Below are 14847 nucleotides of genomic sequence, written 5' to 3'. Positions count from 1 at the left end.
AAAAATCAATAATTTACTATATTGTTCCGTTAATAATGATAAAAAAAAATATTGGATTTTTTCTCCTAATTTATGAAATTTCTTCTAAGAATTTTCTCTAGATAAAACTTTAAAAACTCGAAAATGTTAATGTTGATAGGGAATTCTTGAGAACTTTGCAGAATACACAAACAAAAATGTCTAAAACCCATGATATGCTCTCATATTTTTCCCGTTGTTGGTTTGAAGGTAAAATATGCACCTTTTACCCCTCTCTCTAATTCCATTAAACGATTAAAAGTGATTGTTGTATGCCAAGTAAAGATAAAATTAATATAAATATTAAAGAATTGGAAGAAACCATTTTGAAAGCCGACAATTCGGTTGATTCCATAACTTGTAACGGAAAATTAGAAGTCGTTAATCCATCTTCAGCCCATAAAATATGGAACGTAGAGTTGGATATTCAAGATACTGAATTATTGAAGAATATTCAAAGCCATTATGAGCGAAATGTTATCGCTCCAGAAAATACCTGGCTTTTTGAATATGATATTCCACAGATGAAAAAACCTGTACTTGAAGTTGTAGAAAAATTTGATACTTCTAAAGATTTTGATGATTTAAATCAAAATTTTACTTTAAATGCCAAAAATTTTGGTTCGATTTATATCACATTAACCAATACTATTGATGTTCCAATTAGAAATATTGAACTTACAAAAACACTGGCAGATTATTTGAAAGAAGTGAAAATTTCCCGATTCAGCAGCGGTAATGCTGTATATGAGGGTGAAACAAAACAATTAAAATGGACTATCGATTCATTGGCTCCACATGAATCCACAGAAATTGAAATCGAAGGACGAGCAACTATTACAGATTCTAAGATAAAAAATGGAAATGAACTTCAAGTTACCTATTCAGCACCAAATGCCTTGAAATCAAAAGTTGCTGCTAAAGTAAAGGCAATCACAGAAACCATGGTTGGAATCTCTTCAGAAGAAGATGACACCAAACCAGGTTGGTGGAAATGTGAGTTAGAATTCGATAATGATTCAGATTTTGAATTGACCATTACTAAAGCAGAAGTAATTCATAATACTGAAATTCAAGATAAAATTATTGATTTGGATTTAAACGTTGTACTACCACCTAATGAATCATGGGTTCATGAATTTTCATTAGAATCGGTAAATGTGCCTAAATTCTCCCACAAAGTGGATTTTACAGTAAATTATATTGTAGAAACTATACTTAATGGTAAAATTGTAAAGATCCCATCTGAATTTGAAGTGTTAGAAACAAATGTGGAAAAAGATATTAATCCTCCACAAGTTAAAGCTAATGCAAAGACTGACATTAGAATTACCAATACAATCACTAACATTGGAACTGCAACTATCAATGAATTGAAAGTTATTGATACAATTCCAGTAGATTTTGATGTTCCAGATATAATGGAAATTAATGCACATTTAGTTAATGCTAATGGAGATACGATTGCAAAAATTGAACAAGAGAACTTGAAATATACAATTAGCCCAAATGATCATAATGTAGGAACTCCACACACCATAGAAATGAATTTCTTTAAATTAACAGAATTACCAAAGAAATATTTACCTGGTTCAAAAATTGTGATTACTTATCCGATTGTGGCACAAAATCCTCAACCAAATGAACAGTATAATCTTAAAATTTCAACTTTTGCTAAAACATTACCAGAAGGATATGCATTTGAATTCACAGATGAGAATCCAGAAGTTAAAATTCAATATGCAAAACGAAAACTTAAGACTTCCAAAGCAATTCAACCTGGAAGCTCCGTAGGAGAATTTCGTGTCAAGATTAAAATTAAAAATGCAGGAGAAGTTGAATTAAAGAATGTAGCTGTGGAAGAAACAATCCCTGCAGGTTTTAAAGTAGCTAATTTCAGCCCAAGTGATTTAAATCCAGAATATAATGTATCTGAAGGAAATCATCCCTCTAAAGTTATTTGGATGTTAGATATTATGCAACCAGGAGATCAAGTCATACTTTCTTATGATGCCGAAGGTTCTGGTAATTTTGAGCGTTTTGAACCTGTTGTGCGAGTTGCTAAGGCAGATTATATGAATCGAGGAGTAACTGAATTAAAACAAAAAGTCGAAAGTGAGCCAAAAGAATCTGAAGAAGCACCTGCAGAAGAAGAACCTGTAAAAGCGGTAATTCGGGAAAATAAACCAGAGCAAAGTGACAGTCGATTAATCTGTGCTCACTGTAATTCAAAAAATATTGGAACCAAAGAAGATCGCGAACATCCAATTTCATATATTAGCGGTTCACCCATATATGGTAAAAAATATTACTGCAAAGATTGCGGTTATGAATGGAAATAGAAAAGTTTCTATTATTTTTTCTCTATTTTTCTTTTAAGTTAATTATCTACTTTTTAAATTCAGTGTAGATTTGTTTCTTAATTTTGTATTTCAATAATTGTAATTGAGTCGCAAGAAAGAAAAGTAAAAAAGTATGGGAATTTGGAAATTCTCGGGAAATAAAAAAAAAAATTAATTTTCTTGCTCCCAATTCAATAGTCTACGCTCTCCTTCTAGAGTTTTAAGATGTGAAATCTCTTGTGAGACTTCTAATGTTCCTACATAGTTTTTATTTGCATCTCGCACTGCGAAATATCGAATGTAAATGAATTTTCCCCCCATTTGAATCCAGAATTCAGCGACATCTTTTGTGCCATTTTTAAATGATTCTAAAATCCTTTTTACAATATGTTGACTTTTAGGAGGATGGCAGTTCATAACATTTCTTCCAATAATGCCGGGACTGCGGGGAAAAATGCGCTCTGGGGTATCAGAATAGTATAATACATTATCATTTGCATCAATGAAGGTCAAATCAAGTGGTAAGTGTTGCAGCATGAGATCTAGTTGGTTTAAATTTAATGTTCCTGTATTAAGATCTAAATGAACACCCAAATTGGATGTTAAATTTGATGAAGAACTATGATTTTTCGCTTTATCTTCTGATTTTGTCTTAAATAATGTTGGTTTTATTGAAGTTTGGTGTAAAGTAGCTGTAGTTATTGGTTTCCATTGATTTCCTGGAGTAACCCAAGCAAAGCCTATTTGTTCTTCTCCATTTTTTACTTTTATCCATTGTGCTTCTGATAATTTTTCCAAAGCTGCAGGAAAGAGAATGTTTTCTTCTTTAAAAGCCATTTCTTCAATTGCTTGATAAAGTACTTCTTTTTCAATTGTGTCTGAGTTGCGAAACATTTCTCTTACTTCATCATGTTTTGCCCACATTACTTGGGAAGGACCAGAAAAACCAACTTCTTCAAGTAATGGAAAAAGTTGATTTTCTAAGCGCGTATAATGGATTTTGATCTTTTCTAAAGATTTGAAAAGAGAAGGATTGAAATTTTGACGTAGTTCTTTAATAATATCTTTTGCTTTAACATTTTCCATCCTATATGTATGAATAGGATGGCCTGGACTCAATTCTGGATGGTCTGGAATTTCAATCGATTCTTTAAAAATCTCTACATGCAAATCGCACAATTTTGTCACTTGTTCGGCAGTTAATTCTCCATTACTGATTAATTCTTGTTCCATAGCGGCAATTTCATCAGAAGATATACTTCCAAAGTCCTTTCTAAATAAATCTTTTAATTTATTAGGATCCTTTCCTGCATGAAGTTGTAAAATTATTTCCTTTAATCGTTTTTTTCGTGAGTTTTCGCTCATATGTAACAGGTATCTGCTTAAAATTAAAAAATATTCTTTATAAGAAAAATACAATTGAAAGTTCTTCATTATATCATAAAGGGATTTTTGACATGAATACTGATAAAAAATAACTTTCTTAATCATTAAATCTTAATTTTTGAATTAATGAGGATAAAAGTTAAATGAAGGTTGAGTATTATATTGCCTTGATCTTCTCTTCTCAGAATAAAACAGTTGATCTGGGCACTATGATCAGATTAACAGAATTATAAGAAATAGAGATGTTCATCATGAAAAAATTAGAAAAATTACATCAGGATTTAGAAATATTAAAACGGAAGATGTCACAGATCGAAATTGAACAAAAGAAACTTTCCACAGATAAGCGTGTAAGAAGTCGTGCAGTTCACGGAAAAAAAGAAGCAGAAGAAATTGATAAAAAACTAAAGCACATTATCTTAGAAAAACGGAGGATTCTTCAGAAAGAGAAAAAACTTAAAGCAAAAATAAAATCTCTTGAGAAAAAGGTGAAACCAGAGTCAAATCATGTAAAAAAAAAATAAAAGATTTAATAGACAAATGAACCATTTTTTCCACTTCTTTTTAATTATTCCAATATCTTAGATATTTCAAAATAGAAAATAGAAATCTTTAATTTTTAGAAATCAAATTGATAAGAATTATTTAAATGTGTAATCTTATCCAAATCTTTTTATATTTAATTAGTAAATATTAAAATGTCGGTTCTAATCACAGAAAAACTTGTGAAAAGATTCCAAAAAGCCCGAAATGGGAAAAACAAAGATAAACAAAATAGATTTGATGAAAATGCAAATTCAACGAGTAAAAATTCAAAATTTCCGAACAATGAAAAAATGTGTATGCTTTCTTTTTCCTTATATGGTATTTGTAGGAAAAAATAATGCAGGTAAATCGAATCTCATGAAGGCAATAAATGTTTTTTTCCACAACAATGCCACAATTGAAGATTTTCGTATCGAAAAGGGTAAAAGAGTAAAAGCTTTTTCAATTATTTTGACGTTTAAAGATTTGAATTCTGAAGAAAAAGAATTATTCAAGGATTTTATTTATAATCCTGGTTTTACTTCTGAAAGAACAATAATACGGTTTAATGCTAAACGAGATGGAGATAATATTCACTCAGAATATACATTTGCTTTTAAAACATTAAACCCTGCAACTGAAGATGAAAAAAACAAGTATCTATTTTTAGATAATGAAAATTTAAATACAAAAACTAAAATCATTAAGGATTCAACTGTTCCAGATGATTTTAAAGAAAAAATAAAAGAAATTTCAGATTCACTCCCTTCGAATGAAAGATTTTCAAAAAAACATATTATTCGCGCAAAAAGAGAATATATCTTTGAGAAAATCAAAAAAGAAAAAATTCCTTCAAAAATTCATTGGGAACCATTAGCAATAAAAAAATCAGATTTTGAACGCTATTTTGGACATTATTTTTTCATTCCTGCTGTACAGGATATCACACAGGAAACAACATTTTCAGCAAAAGGAAATACCAATATTTCCAAATTAATGCGCTATATTTTTGCTCAAATGCAAAATCAAGATCGACAGAAGCAATATGAAGCAGAAATTCGAAAAATTATCCAAGAAATTTACAGAATTAATAAAGAAGATTCTGAAATTAACAAATTACAGAAAGGATTAAATTCTTATTTAAAAGATTTTGATGGTTCGCAAGTAAGATTTGATACAGAATTACCCTCAATAAATAAAGTAGTACGGGATTCATTGAAAATATTCATTAATGATGGAGTTGAAACTGAAGTTGAACATAAAGGCCATGGATTACAACGTTATTTTATGGTAATTTTATTTAAAGCTTGGGCGAATAAACTTATTCAACAATCACGACTTGTTCAAAAGAATAACTCTAATTCAACTCAAACATTAGTAGATGAAAAATCAAAAAATCTTTCTTCTTCTTCCTTGTTTTTTGCAATTGAGGAACCAGAATTATTCCTTCATCCCCAATATCAAAGATTGATGAAATATTACTTAAAAAACATTGCAGAAGCACCAGATAATCAAGTAATATTAAATACTCATTCTCCGAATTTTATTGATTTTAAGGAATATAAGAAAGTAGCACGAGTTATTAAACCTATTCGAGATGGGGTATCATGCACAGAAATTATTCAGCCAATTGAGTCTCATGATGGAAAACTTAGATTTAAGGATTTAACTCATGCACATGGTTCAGTCCCTAAAGTAAAAGAAAAATTCCATGAAATTAATGCGTTAAATCTCGATTATTTTATGGATCCACATAGAAACGAGTTATTTTTTGCAGATCGAGTTGTATTGGTGGAAGGTGAAACAGAAAAACTTATGTTTCAACGATGGGCAGAGTATTTTCTCCCAACTGAGGCAGATCTTCTTGCTACAACCACATATATTGATATGGGAGGTAAATTTAATGCACAACTGTATGAAACGCTACTAAACGGTTTTGAAATTCCTTATGTAATAATTATTGATAATGATAAAGGATCTGAAGATCCTACAATGAAATCCCAAAATTACTTTATTAAGAAGACTGCTGAAAAAGGCACAGGCACATATATTGAATTGGATGTAGATTTTGAAGCAGAATTCAACATTACTGGACATGAATATGATCGTCACGGTAAAAAGAAGTTTAAGCCATACGTTGCATTTAAAACCTTTTTTGATGATGAAGGACAACCAAAAAAAAGAGCATTGGAACAAATCCGAAAACACCCAAAGTGGAAAAGTATTGTAAAAGCAATTTATAATAAAGAGATTTAAATTTTTCTTATTTCATTTTTCTTTTTTCAATTTTTCTATGCCATTTTTTTATTTCGCAATTTAATGAACTAAACTAATTCGCACTAAGATTTTCTCTGTAAGTTTTTATATTTTTAATGGTTTTAAGGGATATAATTTTAAAACAAGGAACAGAAATTTTATGTTTACAAAACTACGTAAAACTTATCAAGATTACCCAAAAGCTTTTTGGGTCTTATTATTAGGCACTTTTATCGATCGACTTGGTGGGTTTTTACTCTTTCCTTACTTTGCTATCTATATTAAGAATCATTTTTCAGTAGGAATGACTGAAGTTGGAATAATTTTTACAATGTTTTCGATAGGTAGCTTATTAGGTGGAACTATTGGTGGAGTACTAACTGATAAGTACGGTCGAAAAACAATGTTGCTTGTTGGCTTGATTATTAGCGGTAGTTTCAGTATTTTAATGGTTTTTATCAATAATTTTATTGTGTTTAATATTTTAGCCATTTTAATGGGTATTTTGGGTAATACAGGCAGTCCTGCCCAACAAGCTATGGTAGCTGATTTACTTCCTCCTGAAAAACAAGCAGAAGGCTTTGGAGCTCTCCGGGTCGCAGTTAATTTATCTGCAACCATTGGTCCAGCCATCGGTGGCCTTTTAGCTGCTTATTCTTATGTTTATTTATTTATTGCTGATGCCCTTACCAGTGGTATTACAGCGATTATTGTTTTTAGAATAATACCAGAAACTAAACCTGAAAATCAAGGAAAAATAAAACATGAATCATTCATGGAGACATTCCGTGGTTATAAAGTAGTGATCAGAGATTTGGTTTATATGGTATTTCTATTTATCTCTTCAATTATTGCATTAGTTTATATGCAAATGAATTCCACTCTTTCAGTGTTTTTACTCGATGAACACGGTTTCGTGGAAAAGAATTTTGGATTGTTGTTAAGTATGAATGCATTAATGGTTGTGTTATTTCAATTTTGGATTACCAGGAAAATTTCTCGCTTTCCTCCAATGATTATGATGGCTGTTGGAGCTGGATTATATGCTATCGGATTTAGTATGTATAGTTATGTATCTACTGCATTTTGGTTCTTCTTTGCAATGGGTGTGATTACTATCGGAGAGATGGTAATTTCTCCATTTGGACAGACTGTTGCAGCGCATTTTGCTCCTGAAGACAAGCGGGGTCGATATATGGCGATTTATAGTTATTCTTGGATTATTCCTGCTCTGTTTGGTACATTAGGTGCTGGAATTATTATGGATCATTATAATCCTGATTGGGTTTGGTCTCTCGCGGGTATCTTGGCAATCATTGCCACCTTTGGGTTTTTATTTTTACATTCTAAATCAAAGCATCGTTTTTCGCAATCAAAAACAGAACTTGATATTGAAGAAATAAAATAGAGAATTATTACTCCACTTTTTTTAGCAAATTCATCTTTTTAATAGAAATAGAAAAAAGATTAATAGTATTTGAGATAGCGATTGATTTAAAAAAAAGAGAATTTCATAAAAAATCAAGAAGAATTTTTTATTGATTTAAATTTTTGCAATTCCATTTCTAATTTATCTGCTCTTTGCTTTTCTTTGTCTGCTCTTTGTTTTTCTTTGTCTGCTCTTTGCTTTTCTTTATCTGCTCTTTGCTTTTCTTTATCTGCTCTCTGTTTTTCTATTTCGAATTTAGATAAAAGCAATTCTTTTGTTCCTTTTTTAAGCATGACTAGACGGGAGCGTGGTTTCATTCCTAAATATGTTCGACTAAGCTTTTTTAAAGCAAGATCGAAAGGAATTTCCTTTGGTAGTATTATTTGGGCATTTTCATCTAATATTTTGTTTTCAATCATCATATATTTATTCAATTCAGTCAAAACATAAACACCTTGATCATTTAAGACATATACTCGTAGAAAGGGATGATTGAGAACTTTTGTCGCTATTGGATAGGGAAGAAAGAGAATGTATATTGGAATTTTAAGCTTTTTGCAAGCTTCTTGAATTTCTGAAAGATCTTTTCTCCATGTGCTTTTAGAGAGAATATTAATTACTAAATCAGGTATTCGATTTCCAAAATCGGAAGCATTATAAGATGGAAGATCTTCGGGAATTTTAAAATTCAGAAAGAATGAGATATCAAATTGAATATCTATTCGCTCTCCTTCAATCGAAAAATAATGATGTAAATCCCAAATCGCCCGGTGGTTTGGAAAATTTGAACTTAATATATCAAATAAATATGAAACTTCTGCAGAATGGGGTTCACTTTCTCTTCGACCAATTCTTGGTGGTTCTTTTTCTGCTTCTTCTCTCAATTCTTGTTCGTATTCTGCATCCATACGAGCATGTCTTGTAGAAAAAAAATCCGGTCTTTCGCTATGTTGTGTCATGAGGAAGTTCACACTTTTTTATTCAAAATAATAATGTAAGATGAATTTTATTAATATTAGTAATATAACTTTGGAACAGTCTGATTTTTTAATTTTTTTAAGATAATTAATGGAAATTTGGAAATTCTCGAATTAATGCCTAAATTATATTATATATTCTTGAGCTTTTGATAAAGAAACAATTTTTATATCGGAAGGAATATCCAAAGTGGAGATTAATTCTGAATGCTCTGAATGAATAACTAGAACTGCTTTTGGGTGTATTTTAGTGATCATTTGAGCTAAATCTTTTGCTGATAAATGACCTGAACAATGTACTTTATGAAAGGTTTTTGTGCTGATATTAAAAATTTTTAACCAATTCAATAGTTTTTCCATTTTAATTTGTGCTTCATCAGTAAAAGGTTCACTTTCTGACCTAATCCAATGTGAATTTGGAGGAGGACGGACATCTAAAAGATCATTCATATTATAAAATGACATTTGTAAACAGAAATTACCAGGATTTTGATGAATTTCATCGGCTCTAATTACATTTGGATTATCGATAATGGCTTTAATTGCTGGTGAATTCTTATAATCTTTCATTTCATAAGTTCCCCAATTCTTTCTGGGAAGAAACACCTTAATTTTTTGGAAATCATCTTGAGTTAGGCGCGATTGGTTAAGCTCAATCATTTTTTGAAGAAAAAGATATGATTTAGGTAATAAAATTAAATTACGATTATTATCTTGACACGCCAAATAAAATGATTCTAAACGGTTGCTATCGCGCATTGAACAAGTAAAAAAGATCATCTTAGGTGTTGGTTCTCTGTTTATATCTTGAAATATCTCTTTAAGTTCACTTTTAACATCGTTTTCAGATAAAAATTGATCAAAATCCACAAAATCTAAATCATCAGAATTTGAAAGATTATCTTGAATACGCCCCAGCCGCGTTCCTTCAGTTATAAGCAGATCTGCATTGAATTTGCCTGCTTCTTCTACAAATCTTCTTGTATTTTGCCCCATTGGACCATGAAACCTAAGATCACCTGTATAAATTATACGCTTTTTTGAAATTTTTTCTTCTAATAAATAAGCACAAGCGCCGGGAATGGAATGATCAACTGGATAAAGTTGAATATTAAATGCAGAACTCCCACCTAAATCTCCACAATAATTATCAGGAAGTTCATAAATTTTTCGATTAATTGTTTGATAGTTTTTGCTTCTATTATTCATTCTTGTCCCTTTTTCGCTTATTTGAAATCCTTTTCCAAATTTTAAGATTTCTCTAAACATGGAATTGCTTTTATAGAATTCTTCATAATAATCTAAAATCGCTTTACTAACTTGACCACAAACTATTTTAATTGAAGAATTCAGATAGCGAATAGAACCGATATGATCTCCGTGACAGTGTGAAATTAGCACATGGGTAATTTTTAGTGGTTCTGTGGGGATGTTTCCATATAATTCCTTAATTCGGGCTTGATTATGTCTCCATAAATCAAGACGGTAAATACCAGTTAAAATATCAGAAGGAAAGGGTAAAAATCCTATTAAAAAACCATCTATTAAGACTTGTGTTCGTCGAATTGGTAAAAATTCATCAAAAAATTCATATAAATATCGAAATTCAAAGCCAAAATCCAGTAGAATCCCTGAACCATCAGATGCTCGCAAAACTATTTTATTTCCACCAATTTCATCAAGTCCTCCGTAAACAAACACAGCAGTAGTAGTAGTGGATGAGAAATTGCTCTCATGTATTTCTTCAAGAGGGGTCACAATATGTTTCATTCCAAAGAAATTATTTAATCAAAAAAATAAGGATTCATGCTTTTAATAATCTTGGAGTATTTTTATTTTTAAAATTGTTATTATGATAATAATATTTTTTGATTAACATATATATAATGGGTTATTAATATCATGATCATTTTGTCAAATCTGTGAAAGAATAGATATTTGATCAAACAGGAATAATGTGAATAAGTTTTATGGGGAATAGAAAACAGCGCGCTAAACGGGGATATCCTGTAGCTTTTTTGATTGCATTTGTATCCATGCGAGTAATTTTTTATAAAATTTACAGCGAATGCATTAAATCTTTTAAAATTAAGAAACTGGCACGAAAATATACCAATATGGAAAAAAACCAAAAATATCATCTTTTTGAAGAGATTCTTACAGAAATTAGACCCGTTCTCCAAAGTGGATTGAAAAGCATTCTATTAATTTCTCGAATCAAGCAAACTGAAGCATCTGACTTTTTATATCACTTAAAAAAACACCATAAATGGATTTTTAATGCAAATAATCCTAATTCGGCACAAATAACAGTATTAACTGGAAATCTCACTGATATGGAGCAAGTTGCTTCATTCATTCAAACTTCATCTTTTAAAGAATCTCTCGGTCAAACTATTGAAAAAGAAGCAGATTCAATTATTGCTTTGCTAGAAAAACGATTGAATAATCATGAAAATAGTTTTTTCCTACATTCTTTGAAAGAGATTGAAAGTTTAATTTATGCAGGAGGCACTCGGAAAAAGAAATTTAAGTCATTACCACTTATTCCTGAATATATACTTTTAACAGATGAATATCTTGAAGAACATCCCAACAAAGCTCGTCTTCAACGATTATTACAAATTGTACGAAATCGAAAAATAAGATTAAAAATTATTTCCAGTGAATCTTACGCAGGAAATCGATTGACAGATTTAGGGGGAATCATTTGTTTTTTGGAAATTAAAACAAAATATGAAGAGCAAAAAGCTCAAGAGTTCTTTGATTGATTTTGTGTTCCTAATTTTTCTTTCAACTTTTTAACCAGTGCTTCTGCCATTTCTGCTCTTTTCTTTTCTTCATCAGCTCTTTGTTTTTCTTTATCTGCTCTTTTCTTTTCTTCATCAGCTCTTTGTTTTTCTTTATCGGCTCTTTTCTTTTCTTCATCAGCTCTTTGTTTTTCTTCATCTGCTCTTTTCTTTTCTACATCGGCTCTCTGTTTTTCAATTTCTTTTTCTGTTAAGAATTGATCTTCAGTATTTGGTTTCAGAAAAATTATTTTATAAATTGGCTTTTTGTTATCATATTTTTTAGTAATGCATTCTAATGCAACGTCAAATGGAAGATCTGGACTTAATTGGATTTTTGCGGTTGAATCTAGTAATTTTCCTTTATCAAACATTATTTTAGTTAAATCTTTATATTTATATCGAGAATTTTCATCCAAATAATAAACACGCAAAAAGGGTGGGGGATAAAATTTAGTGGAAACTTCATATGAAAAGTAAACAATATAATATTTAATATGTAGTCTTTCGCATAAGGCAACATTCTCAAGTAAATCGTTATGCCATGTACTTTTTGAAAGAATATTAATTGCAACATCAGGGACTCTCTTATTAAATTTCTCAGCATTATAGGATGAAAGTTGATAATCAATTTTTAGGTTGAGAAAAAAGGAAATATCAAATTGAATGTCAATTTTTTCATTTTCAACATAAAAATAATGATGTAAGTCCCAAATAACGCGGTGTTCTGGGAAATTTGTATTTAATACATCATAAATATATGAAATATTCGCTGAATGTGGCTCACTTTCTCTACGACCTAATCTTGGTTTAAGCATTTGATTGTCATCATCTACATAATTTGATAAATAATTTGGAAGTTCATCCATTGCATGTCTTGTACTTTTGAATTTTTGTTTATCCTTTATCGATTCTTCTTGCATATTCACATTCCCTACTATATTTAACTATTGTATTTATTTAATAATAACTATAAAATAAACAAGAAAAACTAATCTACACTATTCTACTCTGCAATATAGAAATATACGATTTTTATATAATTGATATTTATATTCATATTTTTTGTTGAAATACAAAATTTAGATATTGAAAATTAAAAATAATGATCAAGCACAAAAAAAAAAGATAAAAAAGAGTTAATTTCACTCAATTTTGATCAATCTCAATTAATTTCAATCAATCTCAACCAAATCTACTAACATTATTTTTAATTGAAACCTCAAGAATCTAAAAAAGATTATTTTTCTTTCTTTTCCGGAAGCCATGTATGATCTGGTGCATCTACACCATCATATTTCAATTTAAAGCCTGTATCGAGTGTTTTTGCTCTCCTCTTTAAGTTACTCATTACAACTAAGCGTTGAACTTGATTTGTTCCCTCATAAATTTGTAGCAATTTAGCACCACGAAAAACAACACCCATTCCATACTCTTCTGCATATCCGTACCCACCCATTATTTGAATTGCATCAATTGCATTTTGCATGGCATTATCAGAAGCCACAAATTTGGCAATAGCAGACTCTGTGGAGTTATTCATGTTATTATCTGCTAACCATGCAGCATAACGGGTCAAATGATGCGCAGATAAGGCACGTGCTTGCATATCAGCGAGCATAAATCCAATTCCTTGGAATTTTGCAATTTTAGTTCCAAATTGTTTACGTGTAATTGCAAATTTTGAGGCTTCATCAACACACCGTTGAGCCACTCCAGAAGCAATTGCTGCAATTCCTGCTCGTGTTTTATCCAATGTTTTCATGGCAATATGGAATCCTTTTCCAACTTCTCCAACTAAACAATCTTCTGGAACATGCACATTTTCAAAAACAACTTCTGCTTGTGCTGAAGCTTTTTGGCCTATCTTATTTTCAATATGTCCAATTTCTACTCCTGCAGATTTTGGCACCATAAAAACTGCCATTCCTTTGTAACCTTTGCTTGGATCAGTTTGAGCAAAAACGGTAAATATATCTGCTTTTGGAGAATTGGTAATCCAACACTTACGGCCATTAATCACCCATTCATCACCTTCTTTAACTGCCATAGTCTTTGTGGCAGCTGCGTCAGAGCCTGCTTCTCGTTCAGTTAGACAAAACGCGCCCAATTTGACTTTTTCTCCAGTAATCAAAGGTTTTATGTATTTTTGAAGTTGTTCTATTGTAGCTCCAATAACTAAAGGTGCAAATGCTAAATTATTGCACATAATTGCAGTTGCACATCCTGCATCTCCATAACCTGTTGATTCTGATACAAGGGTCTCATCTAGTAATGAGTATCCAGGTCCACCTGCTTCTTTTGGTATATGAAGATTCATTAATCCAGCTTCGTATGCTTTTTGGAGTAAATCCATCGGAATTTCATCCGCTCTATCTAATTCGACAGCATATGGGGTAATATGCTTCTTGGTGAAGGTTTGAGCCTTCTCTAATAGTTCCTGTTGATAAGGAAGTAAATTATAATCAACCATTTTGCTTCACATTAATCCTTTAATCAATTTTGCTCAAAAAGTATAGTATAGCAATTGCTTAATGTTGTGATTTTGCCTATTAAAAACTTTTTTTTACATTCCTCTAAATTTTAAGAAAAATAGAATTTCTTTGTTTTTAATTTCAAATGATCTACGGAAAATTTAATCTAATAATTTAAAAAAATAGTAACCCTTTTATTCTCATTTTTTAAAGATGTGAATATGTATCTTTTATAAATTTCTGTAATACACAATAATCTCCTTTAATACAGTAAATTTTCTCTATTATCATAACATATTAATATTTTCGGAGGATAATCATGCCGTTCACAATTCCAGATGATATGGATCTTATGACTAATATTAAAGCAGGAGCTCAATATAGAATTCGAAATTTAGAAGAGCAAAAGAAAAATTTAATTTTCAAGAATCAAAAAGCAAAAGATCACGATAAACAATTCTTTTTGTATCTAATTAAAGAATTAGATGATGAAATCAAGAAATTGAGAGTGTTTGAAAAGGAATTGTTAATTTATATTGAAAAAACATTTGAGGTTACTCCAGAATTCAATATAGATGATGTATAGAAAAGATTAAGTAGAGATTAAGTAGAGGTTAGGCAGAGATTAATAAAAGATATCTTATATTTTTT

11 protein-coding genes are annotated in these 14847 nt (G+C 30.4%); 6 read left to right on the top strand and 5 right to left on the bottom strand.

Going from position 1 to position 14847, the window contains the following annotated elements; all coding sequences use genetic code 11:
- Window positions 1–290 precede the first annotated feature (290 nt).
- The gene (locus ACXLDF_RS15460; RefSeq protein WP_457559450.1) at window positions 291–2360 is read left to right on the top strand and encodes a COG1470 family protein; all 2070 of its coding nucleotides are present in this window, start codon (window positions 291–293) and stop codon (window positions 2358–2360) included.
- Window positions 2361–2531: 171 nt separating this feature from the next.
- Here ACXLDF_RS15460 and ACXLDF_RS15455 read toward each other — a convergent pair whose 3' ends face one another.
- Window positions 2532–3725 carry a DUF438 domain-containing protein gene (locus ACXLDF_RS15455; RefSeq protein ID WP_457559449.1) on the bottom strand — a complete coding sequence of 398 codons (1194 nt, stop codon included), beginning with the start codon at window positions 3723–3725 and terminating at the stop codon, window positions 2532–2534.
- 272 nt (window positions 3726–3997) lie between these two features.
- Between ACXLDF_RS15455 and ACXLDF_RS15450 the strand changes: the two genes are divergently transcribed.
- The 3 genes from ACXLDF_RS15450 to ACXLDF_RS15440 all read left to right on the top strand — a co-directional run bounded on the left by ACXLDF_RS15450 (window position 3998) and on the right by ACXLDF_RS15440 (window position 7935).
- The gene (locus tag ACXLDF_RS15450; protein ID WP_457559448.1) at window positions 3998–4270 is read left to right on the top strand and encodes a hypothetical protein; all 273 of its coding nucleotides are present in this window, start codon (window positions 3998–4000) and stop codon (window positions 4268–4270) included.
- Between the two features lie 226 nt (window positions 4271–4496).
- Window positions 4497–6527 carry an AAA family ATPase gene (locus ACXLDF_RS15445; protein WP_457559447.1) on the top strand — a complete coding sequence of 677 codons (2031 nt, stop codon included), beginning with the start codon at window positions 4497–4499 and terminating at the stop codon, window positions 6525–6527.
- 160 nt (window positions 6528–6687) lie between these two features.
- The gene (locus ACXLDF_RS15440; RefSeq protein ID WP_457559446.1) at window positions 6688–7935 is read left to right on the top strand and encodes an MDR family MFS transporter; all 1248 of its coding nucleotides are present in this window, start codon (window positions 6688–6690) and stop codon (window positions 7933–7935) included.
- A gap of 113 nt (window positions 7936–8048) precedes the next feature.
- On the opposite strand, the gene ACXLDF_RS15435 is transcribed toward ACXLDF_RS15440, so the two are convergent.
- Together ACXLDF_RS15435 and ACXLDF_RS15430 are read right to left on the bottom strand one after the other, a co-directional pair.
- On the bottom strand, window positions 8049–8915 hold the full coding sequence (locus ACXLDF_RS15435) for a hypothetical protein (RefSeq protein ID WP_457559445.1): 867 nt from the start codon (window positions 8913–8915) through the stop codon (window positions 8049–8051).
- Window positions 8916–9059: 144 nt separating this feature from the next.
- A complete protein-coding gene (locus ACXLDF_RS15430; RefSeq protein WP_457559444.1) occupies window positions 9060–10703 on the bottom strand; it encodes an MBL fold metallo-hydrolase in 1644 nt (547 codons plus the stop codon).
- A gap of 200 nt (window positions 10704–10903) precedes the next feature.
- Here ACXLDF_RS15430 and ACXLDF_RS15425 point away from each other — a divergent pair, with 200 nt between their 5' ends.
- Complete coding sequence (locus ACXLDF_RS15425; RefSeq protein WP_457559443.1) at window positions 10904–11704, top strand: hypothetical protein; 801 nt, start codon at window positions 10904–10906, stop codon at window positions 11702–11704.
- Here the strand turns inward: ACXLDF_RS15425 and ACXLDF_RS15420 are convergent.
- Complete coding sequence (locus ACXLDF_RS15420; protein WP_457559442.1) at window positions 11686–12645, bottom strand: Uma2 family endonuclease; 960 nt, start codon at window positions 12643–12645, stop codon at window positions 11686–11688. The genes ACXLDF_RS15425 and ACXLDF_RS15420 overlap by 19 nt on opposite strands.
- Window positions 12646–12962: 317 nt before the next feature.
- The gene (locus ACXLDF_RS15415; protein WP_457559441.1) at window positions 12963–14195 is read right to left on the bottom strand and encodes an acyl-CoA dehydrogenase family protein; all 1233 of its coding nucleotides are present in this window, start codon (window positions 14193–14195) and stop codon (window positions 12963–12965) included.
- 320 nt (window positions 14196–14515) lie between these two features.
- Between ACXLDF_RS15415 and ACXLDF_RS15410 the strand changes: the two genes are divergently transcribed.
- Window positions 14516–14782: a hypothetical protein gene (locus ACXLDF_RS15410; RefSeq protein WP_457559440.1), complete on the top strand. Its 267-nt coding sequence runs from the start codon at window positions 14516–14518 to the stop codon at window positions 14780–14782.
- The last annotated feature ends 65 nt before the right edge of the window (window positions 14783–14847 follow it).

This window comes from Candidatus Harpocratesius sp. (assembly GCF_054039255.1).
The sequence above is the reverse complement of the archived record's forward strand: the minus strand, read 5'-3'. Positions and strand labels throughout refer to the sequence as shown.

What these genes read in the sequence shown, in the direction of transcription:
- ACXLDF_RS15460 (WP_457559450.1), top strand. Translation starts at nt 291, where the DNA reads ATGCCAAGTAAAGATAAAATTAATATAAATATTAAAGAATTGGAAGAA.
- ACXLDF_RS15455 (WP_457559449.1), bottom strand. Translation starts at nt 3,725, where the DNA reads ATGAGCGAAAACTCACGAAAAAAACGATTAAAGGAAATAATTTTACAA.
- ACXLDF_RS15450 (WP_457559448.1), top strand. Translation starts at nt 3,998, where the DNA reads ATGAAAAAATTAGAAAAATTACATCAGGATTTAGAAATATTAAAACGG.
- ACXLDF_RS15445 (WP_457559447.1), top strand. Translation starts at nt 4,497, where the DNA reads ATGGGAAAAACAAAGATAAACAAAATAGATTTGATGAAAATGCAAATT.
- ACXLDF_RS15440 (WP_457559446.1), top strand. Translation starts at nt 6,688, where the DNA reads ATGTTTACAAAACTACGTAAAACTTATCAAGATTACCCAAAAGCTTTT.
- ACXLDF_RS15435 (WP_457559445.1), bottom strand. Translation starts at nt 8,915, where the DNA reads ATGACACAACATAGCGAAAGACCGGATTTTTTTTCTACAAGACATGCT.
- ACXLDF_RS15430 (WP_457559444.1), bottom strand. Translation starts at nt 10,703, where the DNA reads ATGAAACATATTGTGACCCCTCTTGAAGAAATACATGAGAGCAATTTC.
- ACXLDF_RS15425 (WP_457559443.1), top strand. Translation starts at nt 10,904, where the DNA reads ATGGGGAATAGAAAACAGCGCGCTAAACGGGGATATCCTGTAGCTTTT.
- ACXLDF_RS15420 (WP_457559442.1), bottom strand. Translation starts at nt 12,645, where the DNA reads ATGCAAGAAGAATCGATAAAGGATAAACAAAAATTCAAAAGTACAAGA.
- ACXLDF_RS15415 (WP_457559441.1), bottom strand. Translation starts at nt 14,195, where the DNA reads ATGGTTGATTATAATTTACTTCCTTATCAACAGGAACTATTAGAGAAG.
- ACXLDF_RS15410 (WP_457559440.1), top strand. Translation starts at nt 14,516, where the DNA reads ATGCCGTTCACAATTCCAGATGATATGGATCTTATGACTAATATTAAA.